Source organism: Gilliamella sp. B3367 (assembly GCF_026536825.1).
GTDB classification, from domain to species: Bacteria; Pseudomonadota; Gammaproteobacteria; order Enterobacterales; family Orbaceae; genus Gilliamella; species Gilliamella apicola_E.
In genome coordinates this window covers 1-22,336 of the sequence record NZ_JAFNNJ010000012.1, presented here as the reverse complement: position 1 = coordinate 22,336, position 22,336 = coordinate 1, and the positions used below count along the sequence as shown (strand labels likewise).

Annotated in this window: 19 protein-coding genes and 1 pseudogene; 4 read left to right on the top strand and 16 right to left on the bottom strand. The window is 35.9% G+C overall.

Annotated elements, in window-relative coordinates; translation table 11 throughout:
* Positions 1–20: 20 nt before the first annotated feature.
* The 7 genes from J3U23_RS11605 to ilvI form a co-directional block, all read right to left on the bottom strand.
* The gene (locus J3U23_RS11605) at positions 21–2,270 is read right to left on the bottom strand and encodes an IgaA/UmoB family intracellular growth attenuator (RefSeq protein WP_267339294.1); all 2,250 of its coding nucleotides are present in this window, start codon (positions 2,268–2,270) and stop codon (positions 21–23) included.
* 80 nt (positions 2,271–2,350) lie between these two features.
* Positions 2,351–3,043 carry a Crp/Fnr family transcriptional regulator gene (locus J3U23_RS11600; RefSeq protein WP_065734165.1) on the bottom strand — a complete coding sequence of 231 codons (693 nt, stop codon included), beginning with the start codon at positions 3,041–3,043 and terminating at the stop codon, positions 2,351–2,353.
* Between the two features lie 150 nt (positions 3,044–3,193).
* Positions 3,194–4,366 carry an MFS transporter TsgA gene (gene tsgA, locus J3U23_RS11595; protein ID WP_267330694.1) on the bottom strand — a complete coding sequence of 391 codons (1,173 nt, stop codon included), beginning with the start codon at positions 4,364–4,366 and terminating at the stop codon, positions 3,194–3,196.
* Positions 4,367–4,391: 25 nt separating this feature from the next.
* Positions 4,392–5,099 (bottom strand): purine-nucleoside phosphorylase, encoded by a 708-nt coding sequence (deoD, locus tag J3U23_RS11590; protein WP_267330693.1) that lies wholly within the window; start codon positions 5,097–5,099, stop codon positions 4,392–4,394.
* A 546-nt stretch (positions 5,100–5,645) separates the two neighbouring features.
* Positions 5,646–6,491: an IgaA/UmoB family intracellular growth attenuator gene (locus J3U23_RS11585; RefSeq protein ID WP_416380079.1), complete on the bottom strand. Its 846-nt coding sequence runs from the start codon at positions 6,489–6,491 to the stop codon at positions 5,646–5,648.
* Between the two features lie 64 nt (positions 6,492–6,555).
* A complete protein-coding gene (ilvN, locus tag J3U23_RS11580) occupies positions 6,556–7,053 on the bottom strand; it encodes an acetolactate synthase small subunit (protein WP_267339292.1) in 498 nt (165 codons plus the stop codon).
* On the bottom strand, positions 7,053–8,771 hold the full coding sequence (gene ilvI, locus J3U23_RS11575; protein WP_267339291.1) for an acetolactate synthase 3 large subunit: 1,719 nt from the start codon (positions 8,769–8,771) through the stop codon (positions 7,053–7,055). The genes ilvN and ilvI overlap by 1 nt, the downstream gene beginning before the upstream one ends.
* A gap of 296 nt (positions 8,772–9,067) precedes the next feature.
* Between ilvI and ygfZ the strand changes: the two genes are divergently transcribed.
* The gene (ygfZ, locus tag J3U23_RS11570; RefSeq protein WP_065733911.1) at positions 9,068–9,937 is read left to right on the top strand and encodes a tRNA-modifying protein YgfZ; all 870 of its coding nucleotides are present in this window, start codon (positions 9,068–9,070) and stop codon (positions 9,935–9,937) included.
* Between the two features lie 54 nt (positions 9,938–9,991).
* Here the strand turns inward: ygfZ and J3U23_RS11565 are convergent, their stop codons facing one another.
* From J3U23_RS11565 to ppdD, 5 genes are all read right to left on the bottom strand, one after another.
* The gene (locus tag J3U23_RS11565) at positions 9,992–11,158 is read right to left on the bottom strand and encodes a M20 aminoacylase family protein (protein WP_267337796.1); all 1,167 of its coding nucleotides are present in this window, start codon (positions 11,156–11,158) and stop codon (positions 9,992–9,994) included.
* Between the two features lie 176 nt (positions 11,159–11,334).
* Entirely contained in the window at positions 11,335–12,075 is a 741-nt protein-coding gene (locus J3U23_RS11560; RefSeq protein WP_267339290.1) for a prepilin peptidase, read from the bottom strand.
* Positions 12,075–13,244 (bottom strand): protein transport protein HofC, encoded by a 1,170-nt coding sequence (hofC, locus tag J3U23_RS11555; protein ID WP_267337798.1) that lies wholly within the window; start codon positions 13,242–13,244, stop codon positions 12,075–12,077. The genes J3U23_RS11560 and hofC overlap by 1 nt, the downstream gene beginning before the upstream one ends.
* A gap of 6 nt (positions 13,245–13,250) precedes the next feature.
* On the bottom strand, positions 13,251–14,369 hold the full coding sequence (locus J3U23_RS11550; protein ID WP_267339289.1) for an ATPase, T2SS/T4P/T4SS family: 1,119 nt from the start codon (positions 14,367–14,369) through the stop codon (positions 13,251–13,253).
* Positions 14,370–14,372: 3 nt separating this feature from the next.
* Positions 14,373–14,807 carry a prepilin peptidase-dependent pilin gene (gene ppdD, locus J3U23_RS11545; RefSeq protein ID WP_065733906.1) on the bottom strand — a complete coding sequence of 145 codons (435 nt, stop codon included), beginning with the start codon at positions 14,805–14,807 and terminating at the stop codon, positions 14,373–14,375.
* A 175-nt stretch (positions 14,808–14,982) separates the two neighbouring features.
* Here ppdD and ampD point away from each other — a divergent pair.
* Positions 14,983–15,519: pseudogene (gene ampD, locus J3U23_RS12125) on the top strand (1,6-anhydro-N-acetylmuramyl-L-alanine amidase AmpD); the annotation flags it as partial.
* Positions 15,520–15,522: 3 nt separating this feature from the next.
* Positions 15,523–15,846, top strand: a complete 324-nt coding sequence (locus J3U23_RS12120; RefSeq protein ID WP_416380080.1) for a YqcC family protein — start codon at positions 15,523–15,525, stop codon at positions 15,844–15,846.
* 44 nt (positions 15,847–15,890) lie between these two features.
* On the opposite strand, the gene mltG is transcribed toward J3U23_RS12120, so the two are convergent.
* Complete coding sequence (gene mltG, locus J3U23_RS11535) at positions 15,891–16,904, bottom strand: endolytic transglycosylase MltG (protein WP_416379945.1); 1,014 nt, start codon at positions 16,902–16,904, stop codon at positions 15,891–15,893.
* A gap of 6 nt (positions 16,905–16,910) precedes the next feature.
* Complete coding sequence (alr, locus tag J3U23_RS11530; RefSeq protein WP_267339287.1) at positions 16,911–17,984, bottom strand: alanine racemase; 1,074 nt, start codon at positions 17,982–17,984, stop codon at positions 16,911–16,913.
* Positions 17,985–18,229: 245 nt separating this feature from the next.
* Here alr and J3U23_RS11525 point away from each other — a divergent pair, with 245 nt between their 5' ends.
* A complete protein-coding gene (locus J3U23_RS11525; protein WP_267339286.1) occupies positions 18,230–20,326 on the top strand; it encodes a TonB-dependent receptor in 2,097 nt (698 codons plus the stop codon).
* Positions 20,327–20,506: 180 nt separating this feature from the next.
* Here J3U23_RS11525 and J3U23_RS11520 read toward each other — a convergent pair whose 3' ends face one another.
* The gene (locus J3U23_RS11520) at positions 20,507–20,770 is read right to left on the bottom strand and encodes a hypothetical protein (RefSeq protein WP_267339285.1); all 264 of its coding nucleotides are present in this window, start codon (positions 20,768–20,770) and stop codon (positions 20,507–20,509) included.
* A gap of 436 nt (positions 20,771–21,206) precedes the next feature.
* A partial coding sequence (locus J3U23_RS11515) for a hypothetical protein (RefSeq protein WP_267339284.1) occupies positions 21,207–22,336 on the bottom strand: 1,130 nt, incomplete at its 5' end.

Below are 22,336 nucleotides of genomic sequence, written 5' to 3'. Positions count from 1 at the left end.
AAACTTTATATTAAAACGGTTTATTTAAGATTAATGATAGTACCTAATCTATTTTCATAATATTTTTTAATTTCTTTAATTCTGTGTTGGTTAAATTTTGTGTTTTTAACAAGTTTAACGCCGTTAATTATTGTGGTAAATGCCATAGCGATAAATATGATAAGATTAACAATAATTAAAGAAATATAGGATATTGTTTGATTTTCACCAAAATTATAACGAGGATTTGCATTAACTTTTAAAGCAGAAATCGTTTTAGCATTTTGATCCTTACCATAACGAATATCACTTACCACACCAATAATATTAACATTAGGCGAGATAGTGCTATTTAAAATATCAAAATAATAATTCACCATTTCATATTCGTAGAGTTTCATCGATTTAAATCGCGATGCCATGTCAATTTTGATTAATGGTGTCATGTCAATATAGCTTCGATTGGTTAATGTAATTTCTATTTCAGACTGATATTGAGAAACAATTTTTTTTATCTCTTTTTGCAATGCTGATTTAAATAAACCTAATTCTCTTGAAAGAGCATATATTCTTCTATTTTCAGCTATGATAGCTAAATCAGGATTTCCTTTGGTTTTAGCGAGTAAATCTTCCCATTCATCATATCTAAAAAAAATATCACCCTTATAAAATAAATTACTCATTCGGAGTTTAACTTCATCACACTGTGCTACAGGCAAAATATTACAGCTATTGTCGATGTCAATTACCATTTGCCCAAAATCTTTTATTTTAGAGAAAGGATTTTTCTCAAAAGCCTCATACCCTAACTCATAATTAACTCTCGCAACGGCTACTTCTTGCGAATTTTTAAAACGTTTTAATTCTTCATCATAGATATATTCAATAAAATTGGGAGAAAATATATGTTTTAATGACTTTTCGATGCTCATAAAATCATTTTCTTTAACATCAATTGGCTGGCTATTGATAAAGAAGTTATGACATTTATAATTTTCAGTTAAATCATTAACATCACATGATGTGTTTTTGATGGAGATATTCACAATATCACCATGCTGGATATCACTACTACTTAACGTGGTGAGATCGTTAATTTTTAGGTTTTTAGATTGTTGCGTGTAATATCGATATGCAAAATATCCATTATTAATTGGATCAGTATAATATATGAGCGCAATAGATAAGATTATCCCAACCACCAATAAAATGATATTTTGCCTGACTGATTTAGGCGCTCCAAATTGTTCGACTTCGTCATTGATTGATAACGTGTGACCATAGCGAAGTAATTTTTTTCCATCCTCACTAATCACCATTTCGGTAGCAGAATCTGAACTTTTAGGGATAAAGTTTGACCAATGCTTAGGGTATTTTAATACCGTATTTTCGTCTATCCCCACTTTGTTAAAATAGTTATCATGAATTCTAGCTTCAATGACGTTCACTTGCTGTGGGGTTAGATCAAATTTAGGTTTACGCCAAGCAAAAAAAGCAGCACCACCAATGCAAAGCAGGATTATAATGGATGTATGATCATCACTATTAAGCCATGATAATGTGAATAAAAAGGTGGCTAATAATAAACACATCGAAATGGGTAAATAATTGCTAAATTTACTTCGAATTGTGGCTTCGAATGGTGTTTCTTCTCGTTGGTAGAGGGTTTTATTCACTGACTCGTCTGAATTTACCTCATCGGTGCTTTTCAAATCATCACCATAAAGAGTGAGTGACTCAATATCAAAAGCATCTATATTATCGTTGCGTTTTTGATAAAATTTGTCAGTATGGTCTTTTAAGTGCCCAAAATCGTTGAATTCATATTCCTCGTTTGGATCATAGTTTTCCTGTGCGGTTTTGATATCGTGATCATTAATGTTAACGACAATCCCATACCGTTTGGTAAATACAACTTCTATGATATTAAATTGATCAATATGCTTATCCATATTATATGGAAAGAACAGCTCTATATCGTCTATTTCATAATAATAGTCAATTTCATCAGTATTTTTGTTAAGACTATGACGACAACAAATCCCTTGAAGTTGTGATACTTTGTTATCAACTAATGAGGATTGAAATTTATAGGGATAAACCGCCATTTTACTGGTTAAAAACGGTTGTAATAGGTCTAGCTCTTCATCCGTTAGATCTCTTATTGGTTCACGTAGGCTTAAGTGGTCGTCTAAATTATCCTTATTTATACTGCGCTCGCCTTTAAAAAGAATAAAGCTAACCATTCCAAAAATTAAAATGCCAATTTTTACAAGCGTAAACCAATCCATAGTCATTCCTTAATCCAATAATTCTTTTATTAAAAAACTGCGTTTTTAAAAAACGAGTTTATTTTTAATCTACTCCTACTCTATTTAGCGAATTTTCCTCTGAATTCGATAAAATCTTTTAAATTATCAATATCCTTAATTTCCAATTTACCAGCAACTTTATGAATAATATCTAAATGAATTAATTCATTAACGGCCCGACGATAGACACGATCGGTAGTGCCAAAACGCTCTGCTTCTAAGTAGTTTTTTTGAAAATTATTAACGGGATGAATATTTAGATGATGCTGATATATATCATAAGCAATGTTATAACAGATTGAATATAAAGTTCTTTTTAAGAAGATATCTAATGTTTCTTGATAATCAAAAGCAATAGCACTAGCAAAAAACAGTGCTAATTTAGGATATTTGAGTAATGATTGATATAATTTATCAATGCTGACGATAGCGACAGTTAGGGCTTCTTCGGCAATGATATCAAATTGACATAAATAGTCGGTAAAAAACTCCATTTCACCAAATATATGCTCATCACAATCTACTGTACCAAGATGGAATCGACGACCATTATTTGCCTGATAGCGTATCGAAATCGTACCATTATAAACAACAACTAAATTATCGACTTTACATCCTTGATGAAAAAGCGTGGTTTTTTCATCGACAATTTTCTTTTCTACAATGCATTGTTCTATAATTGATTCGAGTAATTTATTATTTTCCTGCCAATAACGGCTAAATCGACCTTTATTTAATGATTTTAATTGCATATCACCGAAGTTTTTAACCACAAAATATATACCCCATCAGAATCGATAACATATTGATAGTTAATTATCTATCGCGTTATCTCATTCTGAAGAGGCATCATTATAGTCAACCATTGTAATAAAAGCGATATCCTAAGTTAATTTCATTGATTACTTTTTTAGAGCTCTTTTCTTTAAGAACATTGATATAGCCAACATAACGATAATAACGGCATAATATATTGGTATGGTATTCATAATAACTTGAATGTCTAAATAGTTATGCAGTATTGAGCTAATAGCTGGGCTAAACATCGCCCCTGCACTGCCACTGATTAAAATAAATGAAACATTTTTGCTTGATGCATTTTTTACAAAGGTTACACCATAAGCGACAAAGGCATTATATAAAGCAGAGCAGACGAATCCATATCCATAAGTTAAGTAGCCAATGCGATCAAGGCTATCGTTATCACTGTATTCGGTGTTGACGATCATCAATGTCATAATAAAAGCTAATAAAATAATTGAGATAAAAAAGTGTTCAATTTTAACTCGCGTCACGATCACCGTTGAAACTAATGCCCCAATTAAAGCTGCTGCCCAATATTGGGTAATAATATTGCCAGCCAATTCAAACGATATAGAAAATTTTTGGCTAACAAATAACGGGGCCCACGTTAAGAAGGTATATAATGCTAACATTGCCAAAAATAATCCAATACCAGCAGATAATATCCCAAAATTCCACTCTGATGGCTGAGACTGTTTGACTGTTGGATGACTAATTAAATCGAAATTAGTCAATATAATGATGAATAACATTAAGACTGTTACCAGCCCAACCATTAAATAGCTACTTGCCCAAGATAAGTCATGCGTTAAAGCGTAGGTAGTAATCAGTGGGAAGATGACACCAGCAATGTTAAATGTCGCATCTTGTACAACTAACATTGTACTTTGTATCTTATCTTGCCAAGTTGATACCACAATCGTCCCCGCAATGCAGAGCCCTATTCCACCACACAAACCAATCAAAGTCATACAAACTTGAAGTATCAAAAGCGAGTTTGTGATATATAAAATGAGCGAACAGGCAATTATAATCGAATAACTAAGCAAGGTGATGCGTTTAATCCCAATAATATCGATTAAAAAGAATGCCAAAATAGTGCCTATTAACGCCCCACCATTTAATAAAGAAAAAATGAATGCGACACTGTTTACATCTGCATTAAAACTCTGTGCTATGGGTTCTATTAGCATACCAAACTGACTGGCAAAGCCAGCCATAATAAAATTAGCTAAAAAACTAATAAGTGTGAGCGATAATTTATTTTTCATATTTCCATCCGAGAAACGCAATAAATTAAGAGTTAACAGCCACGTTTAAAGCAAGTTTGATCATATTATTAAATGTCATTTGCCTCTCTTCCGCAGTTGTTTCTTCACCAGTTAAGCAGTGATCTGAAACGGTTAAAATCGCTAACGATTCGACATTGAATTGTTGAGCAATTCCATATAGACCAGCCACTTCCATATCGATACCTAACACCCCTGATTTTTCCAGTGTACTTATTAATGTTTCGTCAGGATCATAATAAAGATCACCGCTAAATACATTCCCTACTTTAACCGGTAAATTCATGTTATTAGCCATTTCATAAGCTCGATGTAATAAGGAAAATGTCGCTGATGTAGCAATGTTATAACCATTTGCTCTTTTTTGATTTGTCATCGAATCGGTTCCTGCTGCTACAGCTAAAATCACATCACGCATTTTAACGCTTTGCTGTGTGGCACCTAAAGAACCTACTCGAATAATCCGTTTAACATTAAAGTCATTAATTAGTTCATGTGCATAAAGGGTTATTGATGGAATACCCATTCCGTGCCCCATTACTGACACGGCTTTTCCTTGATATAAACCAGTATATCCAAGCATATTACGTACATTACAAATCTCTTTGGCGTCGGTTAGGTAATTTTCTGCAATAAATTTCGCCCGTAAAGGATCACCTGGCATGATAACGGTTTGTGCAAAGTCGTTGGGATTAGCATTGATATGTGCGGTCATAATATTTCCTAAATAATTAGTGATTTGAATTAATTATAATAAGGAAATTTTTCAGTTAACTAGGACATAAGTCCGAAGCCAATGTTCTATGCCACATTTTTAGAAATTAATTTGGAAATAAATGACTATTGATAAAAAAAGCGCTTGATACGCCGTTAGATTTAAATTTTCTCGTCTTTAAGCTGATTAAATCTTTAATCTGCCTGTTTTTTTTATTAAAAAATCTCAATAATGGTAAAAATCAACTTAAAGTAGACGATAAGTATAGATATTTTTAATTTTAAAGTTACGAATTCGATTCACAATGGGTTTCAATAACAACATAATACCGTTAAAAATGGTGGCTGAAGCGAAAAGCAAAAATAACAGCAGGTTTACACAAATTGGTAATAGATTTTCGCTTATATCTTTTTGGTATAACTCTTGCGTATTTATGGTTAATGTTGAAATGTTATGATTAGCGTCATAATCAACATTCGAAACAAATCCGGACACCGTGACATGATCTGCATGAACGATAGATTGTGGATCTTCACTCTCACCCGATTAAGAAGTTGTATTTTCTTTTAAACCATGTAGAAGAAAATAGCTTGAGGAACTGGCTAAATGAAAAGAGGTATCGACACTTTGAATTAATGCTTCAATACATCTATCGGCTTTATTTTTAACAGGTACTTCACATGACACATCTAAAAAATTTAATTTCACTACATCACCCGACTTGATGTCGCTAGTAACTAATTTTGATGGCTCATCAAAAAACCAACTTTTAGAATCGTGATTGTATTGATGATAAAAAAATAATAAATTGTCACTCACCTTTGCTTGATTATTGATAGCATAAAGGTAGAACATGCCAGCTAAAAAAAGCCATAGATTACGTCCCCAAAATTTTGGTGGCCCAAATTGTTCAACCTCTTTACTAATCGACATATCGTAGCCATAACGGACAATTTTTTTACTGTCAACATCTAAATCAACAGCAATAGCGAAATTTTGCGTAAGCGCAATTTCAACTTCGTTATAATCAGTAAGGTAACGATCCATATTGAAAGGAAATACAACATCAATATTTTGGATTTTATAGGAACAAGTGTTTTCAGTATGCGAAAATTTAGTTTGTTTGACACAACTACCGGATATTAACATCACTTCTCGAGAAACTAATGATGACTTCTTTTTCCCAGAAGATTGGTTCATCGATAAATAGGTTTCTAAACCATCTCTTTCCTGTTTAGTTAACATTCTAAAAGGTTTGAGGTCAGTAAAACTACCGGCTATTAGCTTATTTTTATATTTATTTATTCTAAATTTTTTTATTGGATAAGAAATAATAGAATAAATAAATGAAATAATTATGTGAATTACGGTCAAAAAAGCAAAAAAATGCATTAAAACTTATTCCCCATAAGTCTTATTTTATAATAAAGTAAAAATTTAACTTTTAATTATAAAATTAATGATTGACTGTTTTTTCACTCCGAGATAGACCGATAATTCCAGAACGCACAATTTCAACAATATTACACGTTTCACGAATTGAGGCTAAAAACGAGTCTAACTTTTCGCTCGTCCCTGATAACTGTACGATGTAATGAGTAGCAGTTACATCGACTATCGAGCCTCGAAAAATATCAGCACAGCGTTTTACTTCATCACGCGCATCAGAACCTTTCGCCGCTACTTTAACCATCATGATTTCACGCTCAACGTGAGGACCTTCGGTTAAATCATTCACTCGATAAACATTGACCAGCTTATGCAGTTGTTTTTGGATCTGCTCAATTACATGCTCATCCCCCGTTGTTTGAATCGTCATACGACTCATGGTTGGATCTTCGGTCTGTGCGGTAGTAATCGATTCAATGTTGAATCCACGTTGTGAAAATAAACCAATGATTCGTGACAAAGCACCCGGTTCGTTTTCTGTTAAAATTGATAGTATATAACGCATTAGGTTCTCTCCGTTTTACTTAGCCACATTTCATTCATTGCTCCACCACGAATTTGCATTGGGTAAACATGTTCTGTCGCATCCGTCATGACATCAATAAAGACTAAACGATTTTTTATCGAAAGTGCTTCTTTAAGTTTCGGTTCCAGATCTTCACGTTTATCAATCCTCATACCTACATGACCATAAGCTTCGGCGATTTTTGCAAAATCGGGGAGTGACTCCATATAAGATGAAGAGTGACGACCAGCATAAATCATATCTTGCCACTGTTTAACCATCCCTAAAAAGCGATTGTTAAGATTTAATACAATCACTGGCAAACCATATTGCAATGCGGTTGAAAGCTCTTGAATATTCATCTGAATACTTCCATCACCAGTCACACAAACTACATGCTTTTTAGGAAACGCAAGTTTAACACCTAATGCCGCTGGCAAACCAAATCCCATAGTACCCAGTCCACCAGAAGTAATAAAGTGACGCGGTTTGTCAAATGGATAATAAAGTGCCGTAAACATTTGATGTTGACCAACATCGGTAGCAATATATGCGTCACCTTTGGTTAATTTATATAAAACTTCAATGGCTTCTTGCGGCTTAATGCTTTTACCTTTGTGGCTGTATGCTAAACATTTGCGCGCACGCCAATGATCAATTTGCTTCCACCAATCGATTAGCGCATCTAAATCACGATCAACATTAATTTCATTGAGTTGAGTTAACATTGTTTCAAGTACTTTTTTAGCATCGCCAACTACCGGAATTGCAGCGGATACTGTTTTAGATATTGACGTTGGATCAATATCAATATGAATAATTTTTGCTTTAGGACAATATTTTTCAACATTATTAGTCGTTCTATCATCAAAGCGAGCACCGACAGCAAAAATCACATCGGCGTTATGCATGGCCATGTTTGCTTCATAGACACCATGCATACCAATCATACCTAAATATTTTTTATCAGTTCCTGGAAAAGCACTAATTCCCATTAAGGTTGAGGCAACAGGAAGATTTAATTTATCAGCTAAAGATTTAACCGCTTCGCTAGCATTGGCACTAATTACACCGCCACCAATATATAGAACGGGTTTTTTAGCTGATAATAATGTAGTTAATGCTTTTTTGATTTGTCCTTTATGCCCTTGAATGGTTGGATTGTAAGAGCGCATTGAGACTGATTGTGGATAGCTATAGTTATATTTATTTGCCGGATTAACAATATCTTTTGGCAAATCAATCACAACTGGACCGGGCCTCCCTGTTGAGGCAATATAAAATGCTTTTTTTATCGTTTCTGGAATATCTTTGCTATCTTTTATTAAAAAGCTATGTTTAACAATCGGGCGAGAGATCCCAACCATATCACACTCTTGGAAAGCATCATTACCAATTAAATTACTGGCGACTTGACCAGATAAGATAACTAAAGGCACAGAATCCATATAAGCAGTAGCAATACCGGTAATAGTATTCGTTGCACCAGGACCAGAGGTAACCAAAACGACACCGACATCTCCAGTTGATCTGGCATAACCATCAGCCATATGCACAGCAGCTTGTTCATGACGGACTAAAATATGCTCAATTCCACCTAGGGTATGAATGGCATCATAAATATCTAGAACACTGCCTCCTGGGTAACCAAAAATTTGCTTAACTCCCTGATCAATCAAGGATTGAATGACCATTTCTGCGCCTGACAATTTTGCCATGGTTGTTGCCTCCATTTATAACTATTTTGTCATTTTTCCCCATTTTGCATGAACTAATACAGAAAATCAATAAAGTCAACAATATAAGTTAACTTATTCTCAATTTTGGGTACTAGTACTCATTTTTGAAAGAAATAACTTGTAAAAGTTTATTTTATCTATTTTAATGCAATAATAGTGAGAAATTAATCGATCGACTAATTGATTAATTTTGAATTATTAAAGGCGTTTTCGCTTTTGTTTACGCTCTTTTATATATGTATATTAGGGCTCATTATAATTGAAAGGTGTGTTTAATGGCCAATTCTTATTACAAACAAACCTCCCTATCTGATTGGCAATTAGTCAAAGTATCAGGTATGGATAACCGTACATTTTTACAGGGACAAGTAACCGCTGACCTTAATCGTATTAACGAAAACTCAGCATCATTTGCAGCACATTGTGATGCAAAAGGACGTATGTGGAGTAATTTTATATTATTCCAACGAGGTGAAGATATATTCTATATCTTACGTAAAAGTGTTGCCGAAAGACAAATTAGTGAATTGAAAAAAACAGCAGTTTTTTCTAAAGTAACTATAGAGCCCGTTCTGGATTTAAATCTAGTCGGATTGGAAGATGATGCAATAGATCCTTCTGTGATCTCAGCATTGGGCGATCACAATTGTGTCACTATTGATGGTGTTACGTATCTTAAACTCACTTCGCCTAAGTTGCGGGTGATAAAAGTATCGTCTGAACCATGTGATTTACAACCATCTGATCGCTGGTTACAACTTGAATTAGAAGCAGGTCACGCTATTATTGATGCTCCTAATATTGAAAGTCTGCTTCCTCAAGCTTGTAATTTACAACATTTTAAAGCGATAAGCTTTGATAAAGGTTGTTATTGTGGGCAAGAGATGGTAGCTAGAGCGCAATTCCGCGGTGCAAATAATCGAGGGCTTTATCTATTAAAAGGTCATAGTAAAGCATTACCGGAAATCGGTGATAAACTTGAATATGAACTTGAAGGAAACTGGCGTGAAGGTGGTCAGGTCTTGGCGGCATTAAAAGTTGGGCAAAATGATGAAATTTATGTTCAAGTAGTGTTAGCAAATGGTCTTGATAGTGAAACAAAATTCAGAGTCAAAGGCCAACCTGATAGTGAATTAAATTTATAATTTAATATCGATCAAGCAGGAATAGTTTTATAATTATTCCTGCTTTTTAATATCTTAATTTCCTAACTCTTGATGAACAATTTCAACAAAATATTGTGCACCAGTTGTTAACAGCTCATCATTGAAATTATACGACGGATTATGAAGATTCGCGCCCTCTCCCGCACCAATTTTGATATAAACGCCCGGCACTTTTTGCAACATAAAAGCAAAATCTTCTGACCCCATTGTTGGTGGTGAATCAATCACAATTTTATCGTTACCCACAAGTTTTTGGGCAACTTTAATTGCTATATCCGCTTGTTTAGCATGATTGATAGTTGCTGGGTAACGGCGCTGATAATCAACTTCGGCTTTAGTACAAAACGTTAAAGCGGTTCCAGTTGAAATATGTTTGATTCTTTCTTCTGCCAAATCTTGATCTTCAGCACTCAATGCCCTAACTGTTCCACGAATCACCGCATGTTGTGGAAGCACATTCCAAGTATCGCCACTATGAATCTGTGTCACACTAATAACCAACGAATCAGTTGGATTTAAATTACGGCTGACAATTGTTTGCAAGCTATTGACAATATTAGTAGCGGTTAAAATGGTATCTCTACCTAAATGTGGTGCAGCAGCATGTGAACCAACACCAGTAATTTTAATTTCAAAAACATCATAAGATGCCATCACCGGACCATGATTAATTAAAAAATGGTTTAACGCTAAATTAGGTTGATTATGCATACCATAAACAGCTTCGATAGGAAATTTTTCAAATAGACCATTTTCCACCATCACTCGACCACCGCCTTCGTTTTCTTCAGCGGGTTGGAAGACCACCACCACCGTACCAGAAAAATCACGATTGGCACTTAAATATTTTGCTGCGCCTAACAATGTTGCAGTATGACCATCATGCCCACAAGCATGCATTTTACCGGGGATTTTTGAACAGTAGCCAATTTTGTTTTCTTCAACGATATCCAACGCATCAATATCTGCACGTAAAGCAATAGTACGACCTTTATTCTTACCATGAATAACCCCTACTACACCAGTTGGCGCAAAATCGGTATACAGTTCATTGATTCCAAACGATTTTAGCTTTTCGATAATAAACTGGGTTGTTTGCTTCTCTTCGAATGCAGTTTCAGGGTGAGAATGAATATGATGACGCCATTCAATCATCTCATCTTTTAATGCAGCAATGCTTTTCGCGGTAGTACTAGTCATTGATTATTCCTTACATTTAGCTATAAATCTGAAAAGACTTTATTCGCACTATAATCTTAATTTGAATAAAGTAAAAATAACTAATTCTTTTATCGTTATCTTTTTTAGTTATAAGCCAAGGAGTGCAAGAATTTTATGTGAATACCAAAAGAGATGTAATTAAAAAACAATCAAGATCACAAACTGAAAATGATTAAATAACCAGATAGCAACAGAAAAGGACCAAAGGCGATCATGTCATGCATAGTTTGCTTATATTTTGCCAAAATGAAAAAAAGTATGCCTGACAATGATGCCATAATTAACAATAATGGAATTAATTGATAAGGTAGCCAAGCACCCAGAGCCGCGACAAGCTTAATATCCCCACCACCTAAACCGGCTCGTTTTGTTAGGCAAAAATAACAGACAGCAGGTAATTTAAGCATTAAATAACCACAAAAAACCCCCGTTAAGGCGTCGCTGATGGTTAACGAATTTAGATCAAAATAAGCCATCATCAACCCAGCCCACATCAAAGGTTGTGTAAAAAAATCAGGCAATAAAAAATAGCGAAAATCAATCAGTGCTAAAAGCAAAAAATAGCTCGCAAGTAGCATTAATAACATACTTTGAAAATTGAGATCTTTGTTCAAATATATTAGTAAAAATAATCCCGCTACAGCCAACTCAAAAATTGGATAGCAAAAAGCGATCTTTTGCCGACAAAAATAACATCGCCTTTTTAATATTAACCATGATAGCACTGGAATTAACTGCCAAGCAGAAAGTGAGTGTTGACAATGTGGGCACGAAGAACGAGGAAACGTGATAGCAACTAAATAATCAAACAAAGATTGTGAAGGCGAATATCGCCAATAAGCAACTTGCAAAAAACTACCGACCGCAAGCCCAACACAAAAAACCAAGACAGCCATTAATGAATCACATCTCCCATTTGAAATACGGGTAAATACATCGAAATCACTAATCCTCCAATTATCAATGCTAAAAATAGCATCAAAATCGGCTCAAATGCTTTGACTAAATTATCGGTTAAGGTTTGATTTTGTTGTTGATAATAGAGGGACAAGTTATTAAGCATAACATCTAATGATCCTGACTCTTCGCCAGCATGAACTAGCTGTACACAAAGTTTAGGAAAATAGGACGATAGCATTTGACTAAAGGCATTACCTTGTTCAATACCGTTAATTATTTTATTAATAATGTCACGATAATAACTATTTCCTGTAGTATTTGCCGAAGCACTAAGTCCTGTTAGTAATGGAATACCTGCTTGTTGAGTGATCGCTAATGTGTGGAAAATCTGCATTAAGCATTGTGATTGAATCACTTGCCCCAATAACGGCAATGCTAATTTTTGCCGATCAATCGTGAGTTGATAGCGGACTTTAAAAAAACGCTGGAATAAAAAGTAACCCAGCGATGGCACTAATAATATGAGTATACCATTTTGCTGAACCTTATTCGCAATATCAATCACTAGCTGGGTAAAATAAGGTAATTGAGCATCAAAACTTTGATAAATATCGGCGAATTTTGGTAATACAATAAACATCATCACGATAATAACCACTACTGACACTGACAATAAAAAAAGCGGATAACGCATTGCCTTTCTAATCTGTCTTTGTAATTGCAATGATTTTTCAAGATGCGCGGTTAGTTGTTCAAAACTGTGATCGAGTTGTCCGGTTAATTCACCAATAGCAATAATTTCACAATAAAGCGCAGGAAATACCGAATGATATTGTTTTAAAACAGATGACAGTGATTCACCTTTGGCGATTTGCTGACTAATGTCTGATAACAAATACTGCCATTGAGGTTTAGGCTGATCATCAAGAAGTAATCTCAAACTATCAACAATCGATAATCCAGCCTTTAACATGGTGGCTAACTGTTTTGTGATAATTAGCAGATCGCTCGGATGAAAACTTTTTTTAGTAATAATATTTCCGGCACGAATTTTAATCGCGATTTGCCCTTGCAATAAAAGCTGTCTTTTCACATCTTGCTTTGATGTGGCAATAATCTTATTTTGATGAAAATTAATGTCATACCAAAAATAGATCCGCTTCATACACTATCACCCAATGACTACTTCACCTAAAACCCGATTTAATTCAGCCAAAGTAGTGATACCTTGTTGTACTAATTTAAAGCCAGCTTGTAGTAATGTGACTCTATTTTGGGGTGAGATTGGTTGATTAGTTATAATCTGTTGTTGCACTTCTGGGGTCACCATTAATAGTTCATATACACCTACTCGTCCTAAATAACCACCTACACACTTGTCACACCCCATGGCGATAAAGTGTGGTGAAGGTTGATTATCAATTAGGGTTAGTTCACTAGCAACGACTTTGCAATGTTGGCAAAGCTTTCTCACCAACCGTTGAGCGATAACCAATTTCAAACTGGACGATAAAAGATAATTTTTGATGCCCATTTGATTTAACCGAACTATTGCTTCAACACTCGAATTAGTATGCAAAGTGGATAATACTAAATGGCCTGTTTGAGCTGCTTGAATGGCAATTTCGGCAGTTTCATGGTCACGAATTTCGCCAATCATCATCACGTCTGGATCTTGGCGCAATAAAGCGCGTAATATCACCGAAAAAGTTAGACCGGCTTTATGATTAATCGCGGTTTGATTAATACCTTCTAAAGGTATTTCGATCGGATCTTCAACACTACAAATATTACATTCAGCTTTATTTAGATGCTTTAACGTACTATATAAAGTCATAGTTTTACCACTGCCGGTTGGGCCAGTAACCAAAATCAACCCTTGCGGATAATCTAAAATCTGTTTAAGTGTGAGAAGATCTTGTTCGGTTAATCCTAAATCATTAATGGTTAGCTCAGATTCATGATTATCCATAACCCGCAATACAATCTTTTCACCGTTGATCACCGGCAAGGTGGCAATTCGCATTGCATAGTTATTAATTACCAATTGACCATCTTGCGGTAAGCGGTGTTCAGCAATATTTAAATTAGCCATAATTTTTAATCGGGCGGTGATCTGCTTAGCAAGGCTAAGTGGTGGCATTAGCCTATTTTGCAAAACGCCATCAATTCTCATGCGTATTCGATAATAATTTTGATAAGGCTCGAAATGAATATCAGATGCTCGCTTATCCAGTGCTGATAATAATAGCTTATCGAGACTTTCAACCAATTGATTTTCTTGCATCATAATTTATTGAAATTTAAAAATATCTTCACAAGCCGTTTTTAAACTGTTATCAACAGGATTGGTGACACAGGTACGTGACCAATCTAAATTGCCTAACGATGAGTTCAACTTAGGTGTTAAAGTTGTGGTTAAGCTAGATAACGCGCTCTTACCGACAATAGTAATCACGCCATTAGTAACATTGATCGAAGTAACATAGTTAGTCGATCTTGTCGTGGGCACACCATTTGCTCCAGCATTACATTTATTTAATGCGCCCTGCTCAATAGCACAAATTTCAATCGCTGTTTTATAGGCTGTCATTGATTGAAGCATATCGGTTAAAGCGGCCTTTTTGACATAACTTTGATAGGCTGGCAAACCGATAGCTGTTAAAATGGCGACTACCACAATGGCGATCATTAACTCAAATAAAGTAAATCCAGACTGCTTGTACATAAATTCCTCTAAAGATTAATCAAATGATAGATAGAATGACTTTATAGCAAACTGAAAAAATGAAATAATAACCAGATAAAAGATTTGGAAGTTAAAATACAAATTGATTACCACAATCAACATTGTATTAATCAAAGTTGTGAACAAGATCGCAATACACACTATTGGAGCCATAATGACCTTAAAAGTGTTAAAAATAGTTGATGGTTGGATAAGCAATATCAAACAGGTCAAATCGCCGTATTATAATGATCGCACTGACCCCATCACATTATTAGTTATTCATAATATCAGCCTGCCACCCAACCAATATGGCGGGCCTTATGTTGAACAACTTTTTACCGGTAAGCTCGATCCAAATCAGCACCCTTATTTTGCCGATATCTATAAACTACAAGTATCAAGTCACCTATTTATAAGACGCGATGGTGAAATTATTCAATTTGTGCCATTTAATAAACGTGCTTGGCACGCAGGTAAGTCAGTATTTGAAGGTAAAGAAAACTGCAACGACTTCTCAATTGGCATAGAAATGGAAGGATGTGATACCGACAACTTTACCGAGGCACAATACCAGCAACTTGCCAACGTTACCATACTATTACAACAAACCTACCCAATCGAAAATATAACTGGACATAGTGACATAGCCCCAGATCGCAAAACCGATCCTGGTCCTTACTTTGATTGGAATTATTATCAAACACTGATTAATATGAAAACAATTTCAATACAACTGAACCTAATTAAAGATGAACTGCAAAACCTTAACTTATGGCAACCCTCACCCCCTGAGGCAGAAGCTTTTTTAAGTGAGCAGCCATTTGCACTCGACACCATGCAACCGCATGAATGGTTACAGTGGATCTTTATTCCGCGCATACAGGCGTTAATCGATGCTAAAAGCGAAATACCTAAATTTGCTCTCCATCCTTATTTTGAAGAGTCATACAAACAACAAGAAATAGAGGTAGATGATTTATTAGCGCTAATTAAACAACTTGATGAATTAACCACCACTCAGTCAACAGATGAATAATCGAAAAGAAAGACAGCCACAACCGTGGCTGTAAAATTGAAAAATTAATTGTTCATTCTGCGGTATTCATTAACCGCTTGTTGATGATTGCTATAATTGCTACTAAATGTATGACCACCAGTACCATTAGCAACAAAGAATAGATAATTCGTTTTAGCTGGATGTGCTGCTGCTTCAAGTGATGCTAAACTTGGCATAGCAATTGGTGTTGGTGGTAGCCCCTCAATCACATAAGTATTATAAGGATTATTGGTATCAGTCAAATCAACACGCCTAATCGTACCCGTATAATTATCCCCTAACCCATAAATAATGGTTGGATCGGTTTGCAACTTCATATTTGCTTTTAAACGATTAACAAAAACCGAAGCAACATTAGCACGTTCAGAGCTTATGCCTGTTTCTTTCTCAATAATCGAGGCAATAATCAGCAACTCATAAGGTGTTTTATAAGGCAGATCTTTATCGCGATTATCCCACACTTTTTGTAGATTGTTTTTCATCGTCAAATGGGCACGCTTAAGAATATTAATATCTAAACTATCTGCGGTGTATTGATATGTATCTGGTGATAACCAACCTTCCAATTTTCCATCATCAATGCCCAATATCTTCGCAATCTCATCATGTGACTTACCGGTTAATGTTTGCTTAATATAAGGCGTATTACTAAGCACATTTAACCAATCCTTAGCACGCTTACCTTCAACAAACTGCACAAAAAAACTGCTCTCTTTACCCGACACCAACAATTTTAAAAACTCATCAACAGTCATATGAGGATGTAATTGATAAGTTCCCGCTTTAATCGAACTTAAAGAGGGATTGAGTTTATACAAATAAGGCAACAAATACGCTTGTTGCATTAAATCACTCTCCTTAACTTGCTCAACTAATTGATGCAAAGAAGTGCCTTTTTTCAACACAAACATCTGATTATCAGCCGTGACATTCATATGTTGCTTAGAAAATTGTTGTAAATAATAATAACCAATAGCTAATGAACCACCGACGAGTAAAACTACCGTCAGTAACGTATACAAAATAAATTTTTTAATCATAACCTAGTCTTTATAACGAATTTTTGCGCGTGAAGTTAAGCGCGTTAATAACTCATAAGCACTCATTCCCGTGTGCTTAGCGATTTGTTCAACCGGCAACTCCTTGCCCCAAAAAATGACTTCGTCGCCGGGTTTATCCTGGCAGTGTTGTCCTAAATTGACCACAATCATATCCATAGAAACACGACCAACAATCGGTACCAAGCGACCATTAATACTCACGGGTGTATTTTCTGGAATATCGCGCGGATAACCATCACCATATCCCATCGCCACAACCCCTAGTACAGTGTCACTTTCACTTGTCCAAGTTTGACCATAACCAACTGATTGTCCTTTTTCATGCTTACGTACTGCGATTAATTCAGATTTGAGCGTCATAGCGGGTTGTAAATCAGCGACCGCATCAGAAAATGGCGAAACCCCATATAACGCAATACCAACTCGAATCATATCAAGATAAGAATCAGGCCAAGCAAGTAAACCACCTGATGCTGCAATCGATTGTTGACAGCCATTAACCAAACGAGCAAATTCATTAAAACGTGCTATTTGCGTATTGGTTTGTGAAGAACCTAACTCATCTGCACTACTAAAATGGCTAATAATATTGATCGGCTGGCGAACAGCTTTACAGCTAGCTAAACGATTAAACTCGTTTATTGCTTCATCAATATGAAAACCTAAACGGTGCATACCAGTGTCAATCTTAAACCAAACTGTGATCTCATTTGCAAAAGGGATCGTATTTAAAACATCGATTTGCCAACTTGAATGGATAACTGGTTGCAAATTAAAATCAAGCAAATCGTTAATATCATCATGCGGAAAAAAACCTTCCAAAAGCACGATAGGACCACGAATACCAACTTGACGCAAAGCTATTGCTTCTGAAACTCGTGCAACACCAAAACAATCAACTTTACCATCCAACAACTGAGCAACCCCTTCCATGCCATGGCCATAAGCATTCGCTTTAACCACTGCCATTAAAGTACAGTTTGGAGATTTTTGTTTAAAAAATTCAACATTGTGTAAAATTGATTTACGATTAACTTCTACAACAGCAATAGACATTTTGCATAACCTAACTTATATATTGAGTGGTTATTGTAAAATTTGTTATCGATAATCACAAATAAAAAATCGGCAATTTGCGTGATTTTGTTATTAAAAATGTGACAAAGTTAAAAAATCCACACTTATCCTCACAATTAATACAATTCGAATTAATTTAATTATTTACATCCATAATAATAATGATTATCATTTGCAATTTTATATCAATACAACGTTATACAAAAGAGACAAAGAGAAGTTTTATGACCCCAAAATTACATTATGTTGCAATATTAACCATCTGTTTTTGTGCAGATAGTTATGCAGAAGAAAAAAAAGGCAATCCACAAGATACCATTATCGTTACCGCTGATCGGAATGAAAAGACAGTATGGGATAGCTCAGTATCTGTTAATGCAGTCAACCGTGACGAGATTGAAAAACTCAATGGCGATTCTGTGGTTGAAGCACTGCGTGATATTCCAGGCGTTGAAATTACCGATAACGCACTAGCAGGACGCAAACAAATCATGATTCGTGGTGAAGCTCCTTCGCGTATTTTAATGTTAATTGATGGTCAAGAAGTGACTTATCACCGTTCCGGACACGGTTCAAGTGCGGGTGTATTAATCGACATGGAATCAGTTGAACGCATCGAAGTGATTAAAGGGCCTCACTCAGTATTATATGGCTCGCAAGCGATTGGTGGCGTCGTTAACTTTATAACCCGTAAAGGAAGTAAAGATGGAAAACCACTAGCCGGAGATGCCAAATTAATCTATAACCAATCGACCAATGGCTTTACCGAAATGGGCACGGTAAACGGCACGATTGATGAAATATTTGATTACCGAATCAGTGGAACCTACTCTGAAAACAATGATCGCAAAGCGTATCAAGGCAAACTGCATGATACCGACTTTGATAATAACAGCATAAGCTCATGGTTTGGACTCAACCTTGATAAACACAAATTTGGTATATCATTAGATCGTTATAAACTGAATACCAAAACCTATACGGACGAAAATAAAAAACAACCAGCACTTAAAGAATTTTGGGTAAAAATACCGGAACTGAAACGAGAAAAAGTTGGATTTTTCTATGATTATGATGTTGAAGGCGATTTCTTAAAGAAACTTCATTATGATGCTTACGCCCAAAAAATAAATCGTCAATTTAGAAACCATATTGTTATGGTGCCATTAACGAACAACACTGCAACCAATGACGAACAAAAAACCTATGGTATGACATTCCAATCAGATATGCAGCCACATAAAGATATGCAACTGATTACTGGTATACAGTATCAACAAGACAATGTAGACCAAGATTCACACAATGTCATGATATCAAGAGTAAGAAGAAATACACAACACAAAGACTCAACTAACAAATGGCAACAATCTAGTATTGCGCTATTTGGACAAAATGATTGGGCAATAACCGATGATATCTCTTGGAATCTTGGTGCCCGCCAATATTGGGTCGAATCAAAACTAAAAAAAGGTAATACGACCATTAACATAATTCCAGTTAGGGGTCCAACAACATCTAGCCACAGTATCGATAGAAAAAAGAAAACTCATGATAACAATTTTGTCGTATCGTCAGGATTAACCTACTCTGGAATTAAAAATACTCAATTAAGAGCCTCTTTTGCTCAAGGATATGTTTACCCTACCCTTTCTCATCTTTATGCGGTTACTTCAGCGGGTGGACAAACTAGTTATGGAAACTCTAATCTAAAAGCTGAAAAATCCAACAACTACGAAATTGGTTTACGCTATAACAATAACAAATTACTAGTTGATGGAGCTATCTACTTCTCAGATGCTAAAGATTACATCACCCAAATGAACTGTAATGGTTCGTCGATATGTAATGGCGCATTGGGAAGTACTAATGCTTACTATATCAATGCCAACAAAGCCAAAACCCATGGCTTAGAATTAAGTGTTGAATACCTAGACCTTCCGGTGAATCCTTATCTAAAAGGGAATTACCTAAGCCGTAAAATCGAAACAGATACCTACAGCACTCGTGACACCGGCAACCCACGCTTTACAGGGAGTGCAGGGATAAAACATACAGCTTATTTTGATAAATTTGATATTGATTCAGACCTATTTATGCGATTTGCCACCAACGCAACAAAACGCGGTGATTCATCTGTTTATCACTACAGCGGATGGTCAACATTAAACTTATCAACCACAACCTCATTTGGCGCTAATCGCCAGTACCATATTGGGTTAGACCTCAATAATATCTTAAACAGAAACTACACCACAGCTTACGAATCGATACCAGCTGCTAAATTCCACGCTATCATTAGCGCCAGTATGAAATTCTAGCGATATAGCAAGGCAAAAGAATCCTTACGCCTAAAAAAATCCGCCCCAGTTGGGGCGGATGGTTTATCTTCGACATCAAGCTCTGCGTAAAAAATGCTGACCTTATTTATAACCTTTTTTCTATCAGCGGATTTGATAAATCGTATCCGATAGTGCCATCAGGCACAGTGTGCTCTGCTATTAATGCAATTCACTAAAATAATTCTTTAATTCCTGAATAAACGCACTATCTACCATGGCAGGGTATTTATTTGCCTGCCATGATTGTAAAAATAATAGATGCTGAACCGTTAAAGGTTTATTCATATCGCGAAATTCGTTTAACTGTTCGTTTACCTCTTGGGTTGTAGTCACTGTGTGAGGGGGATGTGGTGTTTTTTGCTTCGGTATTTGGCAATGCTTTTGATACCATAGCTCATAGCCACTTAAATCATAATCACCCAATAACTCATACCCCGTCAAATTAGGGCTGGCATTGGGGTAGCGTTTAGTAATAGAACTGGTAGGAAATCCACCGCAAATAATAATTTCATCAATTTTTTTTATATACTTTGCCGTTACCTTTAAGTTAAAACCCTATAATTGCTCAACCACATATAATGATTGATTATAAAGCTTTAAAAAATTACCTTCGGCTATAAACTGAACCGGCCTTTTGCTTAACGCTATTTTTTCTTCAATATTCATTTTATATTACTCCTTTAATATCAATATTTTTAACCACCACCTCGGTGCCCAGCATTTTTGCCGCTTAGCCGCAAAATCGCTTTTTATAGCTAAACGACGTTGACTCCTTGAGTCAGCTTACTTTTAATGACTTAACACTATTTTTTATCACCCCCCACCCCCGCCCTAAGGATTAAGGACGAAGAAATAAAAACTAAGGATGGGAGCATAGGCCGTAGTAGGTGCTGGTGGTGGATGTCCAATCCACCCAACCGGAGAATGTGTGCACGACAAACTGGTTACTACCACTCGGGTCACTAGTCCAGTACCTATTGTAGTAGAAGCCAACGCCTGAATAATCATCCATTTTGCCCCACTCAGCTAAAAAACCAGAACCTATATGACGCATGTAATAATACCCCGGCGAGGAAGGGGTGGCGCCGACTGAACCAGAACACCTAGAATCGTTGTTAGGACAAGATGAGTTGGTTAAATCCCTTACGCGAGGCATTCGATAACCAATACTATTACACCAAGATAATGTATTAGAATGAGTTCTCTCCTCACTACCACGGTTGACGAACCACTGCTTCAAAGTAAAACCATATTTGACGACTGGAGTACCATTACCATCACGACCGACCAATTCGAAAGTCTGAGGCAAAGTAGGTTTAGAAATAGGACTAGGATGGTCTGACCATTGTTGGGATGAAGTAGCGTAAGGACCCGTTAAAGTAACACGAACGCTTGTAGCAGTAGGATTAGACATAGTAGCAGTGATACCTCCATGAGAAACAGGAGACCAAGACAATGGCTGACTTACACCACTAATGAGTAAATCAAAGTACAGTTTGTTAGCACCAGTTGTAGGAAAGTTTCTACCGTAAAGTGACGGGTCTGTTTCTTGAGTGAGAAAACCCTTAGCAGGGTCCCACATCGAAGCTGGGCCAGCTAAATCATAAGATGGTAGATGAGGTAAATCACCTCTCTTTCCTAACTTTAAGTTAGGCCGAGCAAAACAAACAACCGCCCCAGCCTTAGGATTGACGTAATAAGTCTCATTACGGGCACTGAAAGTGCTACGATTAGGAACGCCGTAACGAGTAGATAATGTACCGTTAGTACTAGATAACGTAACCTTATAAGGTGAATTACAAGTCGTTAACACGGAATTACGTGATACAGATTGACCTCTTTTATCAACGATAGATAAACTCAAAGAACCAGTAGCACTAACGCCAGAATCTCCATCATCATCCCCCCAATAATTATTAGGAGGACCGATAAGTGAACTCAAAGCGACTGAATTAGTATCAGTAGGAACGAACATACGAATATCAGCAA

Bases quoted from the DNA above. Each gene is read 5' to 3' on its own strand.
- J3U23_RS11605 (WP_267339294.1), bottom strand. From the start codon at position 2,270: ATGGATTGGTTTACGCTTGTAAAAATTGGCATTTTAATTTTTGGAATG.
- J3U23_RS11600 (WP_065734165.1), bottom strand. From the start codon at position 3,043: ATGCAATTAAAATCATTAAATAAAGGTCGATTTAGCCGTTATTGGCAG.
- tsgA (WP_267330694.1), bottom strand. From the start codon at position 4,366: ATGAAAAATAAATTATCGCTCACACTTATTAGTTTTTTAGCTAATTTT.
- deoD (WP_267330693.1), bottom strand. From the start codon at position 5,099: ATGACCGCACATATCAATGCTAATCCCAACGACTTTGCACAAACCGTT.
- J3U23_RS11585 (WP_416380079.1), bottom strand. From the start codon at position 6,491: ATGCATTTTTTTGCTTTTTTGACCGTAATTCACATAATTATTTCATTT.
- ilvN (WP_267339292.1), bottom strand. From the start codon at position 7,053: ATGCGTTATATACTATCAATTTTAACAGAAAACGAACCGGGTGCTTTG.
- ilvI (WP_267339291.1), bottom strand. From the start codon at position 8,771: ATGGCAAAATTGTCAGGCGCAGAAATGGTCATTCAATCCTTGATTGAT.
- ygfZ (WP_065733911.1), top strand. From the start codon at position 9,068: ATGGCCAATTCTTATTACAAACAAACCTCCCTATCTGATTGGCAATTA.
- J3U23_RS11565 (WP_267337796.1), bottom strand. From the start codon at position 11,158: ATGACTAGTACTACCGCGAAAAGCATTGCTGCATTAAAAGATGAGATG.
- J3U23_RS11560 (WP_267339290.1), bottom strand. From the start codon at position 12,075: ATGGCTGTCTTGGTTTTTTGTGTTGGGCTTGCGGTCGGTAGTTTTTTG.
- hofC (WP_267337798.1), bottom strand. From the start codon at position 13,244: ATGAAGCGGATCTATTTTTGGTATGACATTAATTTTCATCAAAATAAG.
- J3U23_RS11550 (WP_267339289.1), bottom strand. From the start codon at position 14,369: ATGATGCAAGAAAATCAATTGGTTGAAAGTCTCGATAAGCTATTATTA.
- ppdD (WP_065733906.1), bottom strand. From the start codon at position 14,807: ATGTACAAGCAGTCTGGATTTACTTTATTTGAGTTAATGATCGCCATT.
- J3U23_RS12120 (WP_416380080.1), top strand. From the start codon at position 15,523: ATGAAAACAATTTCAATACAACTGAACCTAATTAAAGATGAACTGCAA.
- alr (WP_267339287.1), bottom strand. From the start codon at position 17,984: ATGTCTATTGCTGTTGTAGAAGTTAATCGTAAATCAATTTTACACAAT.
- J3U23_RS11525 (WP_267339286.1), top strand. From the start codon at position 18,230: ATGACCCCAAAATTACATTATGTTGCAATATTAACCATCTGTTTTTGT.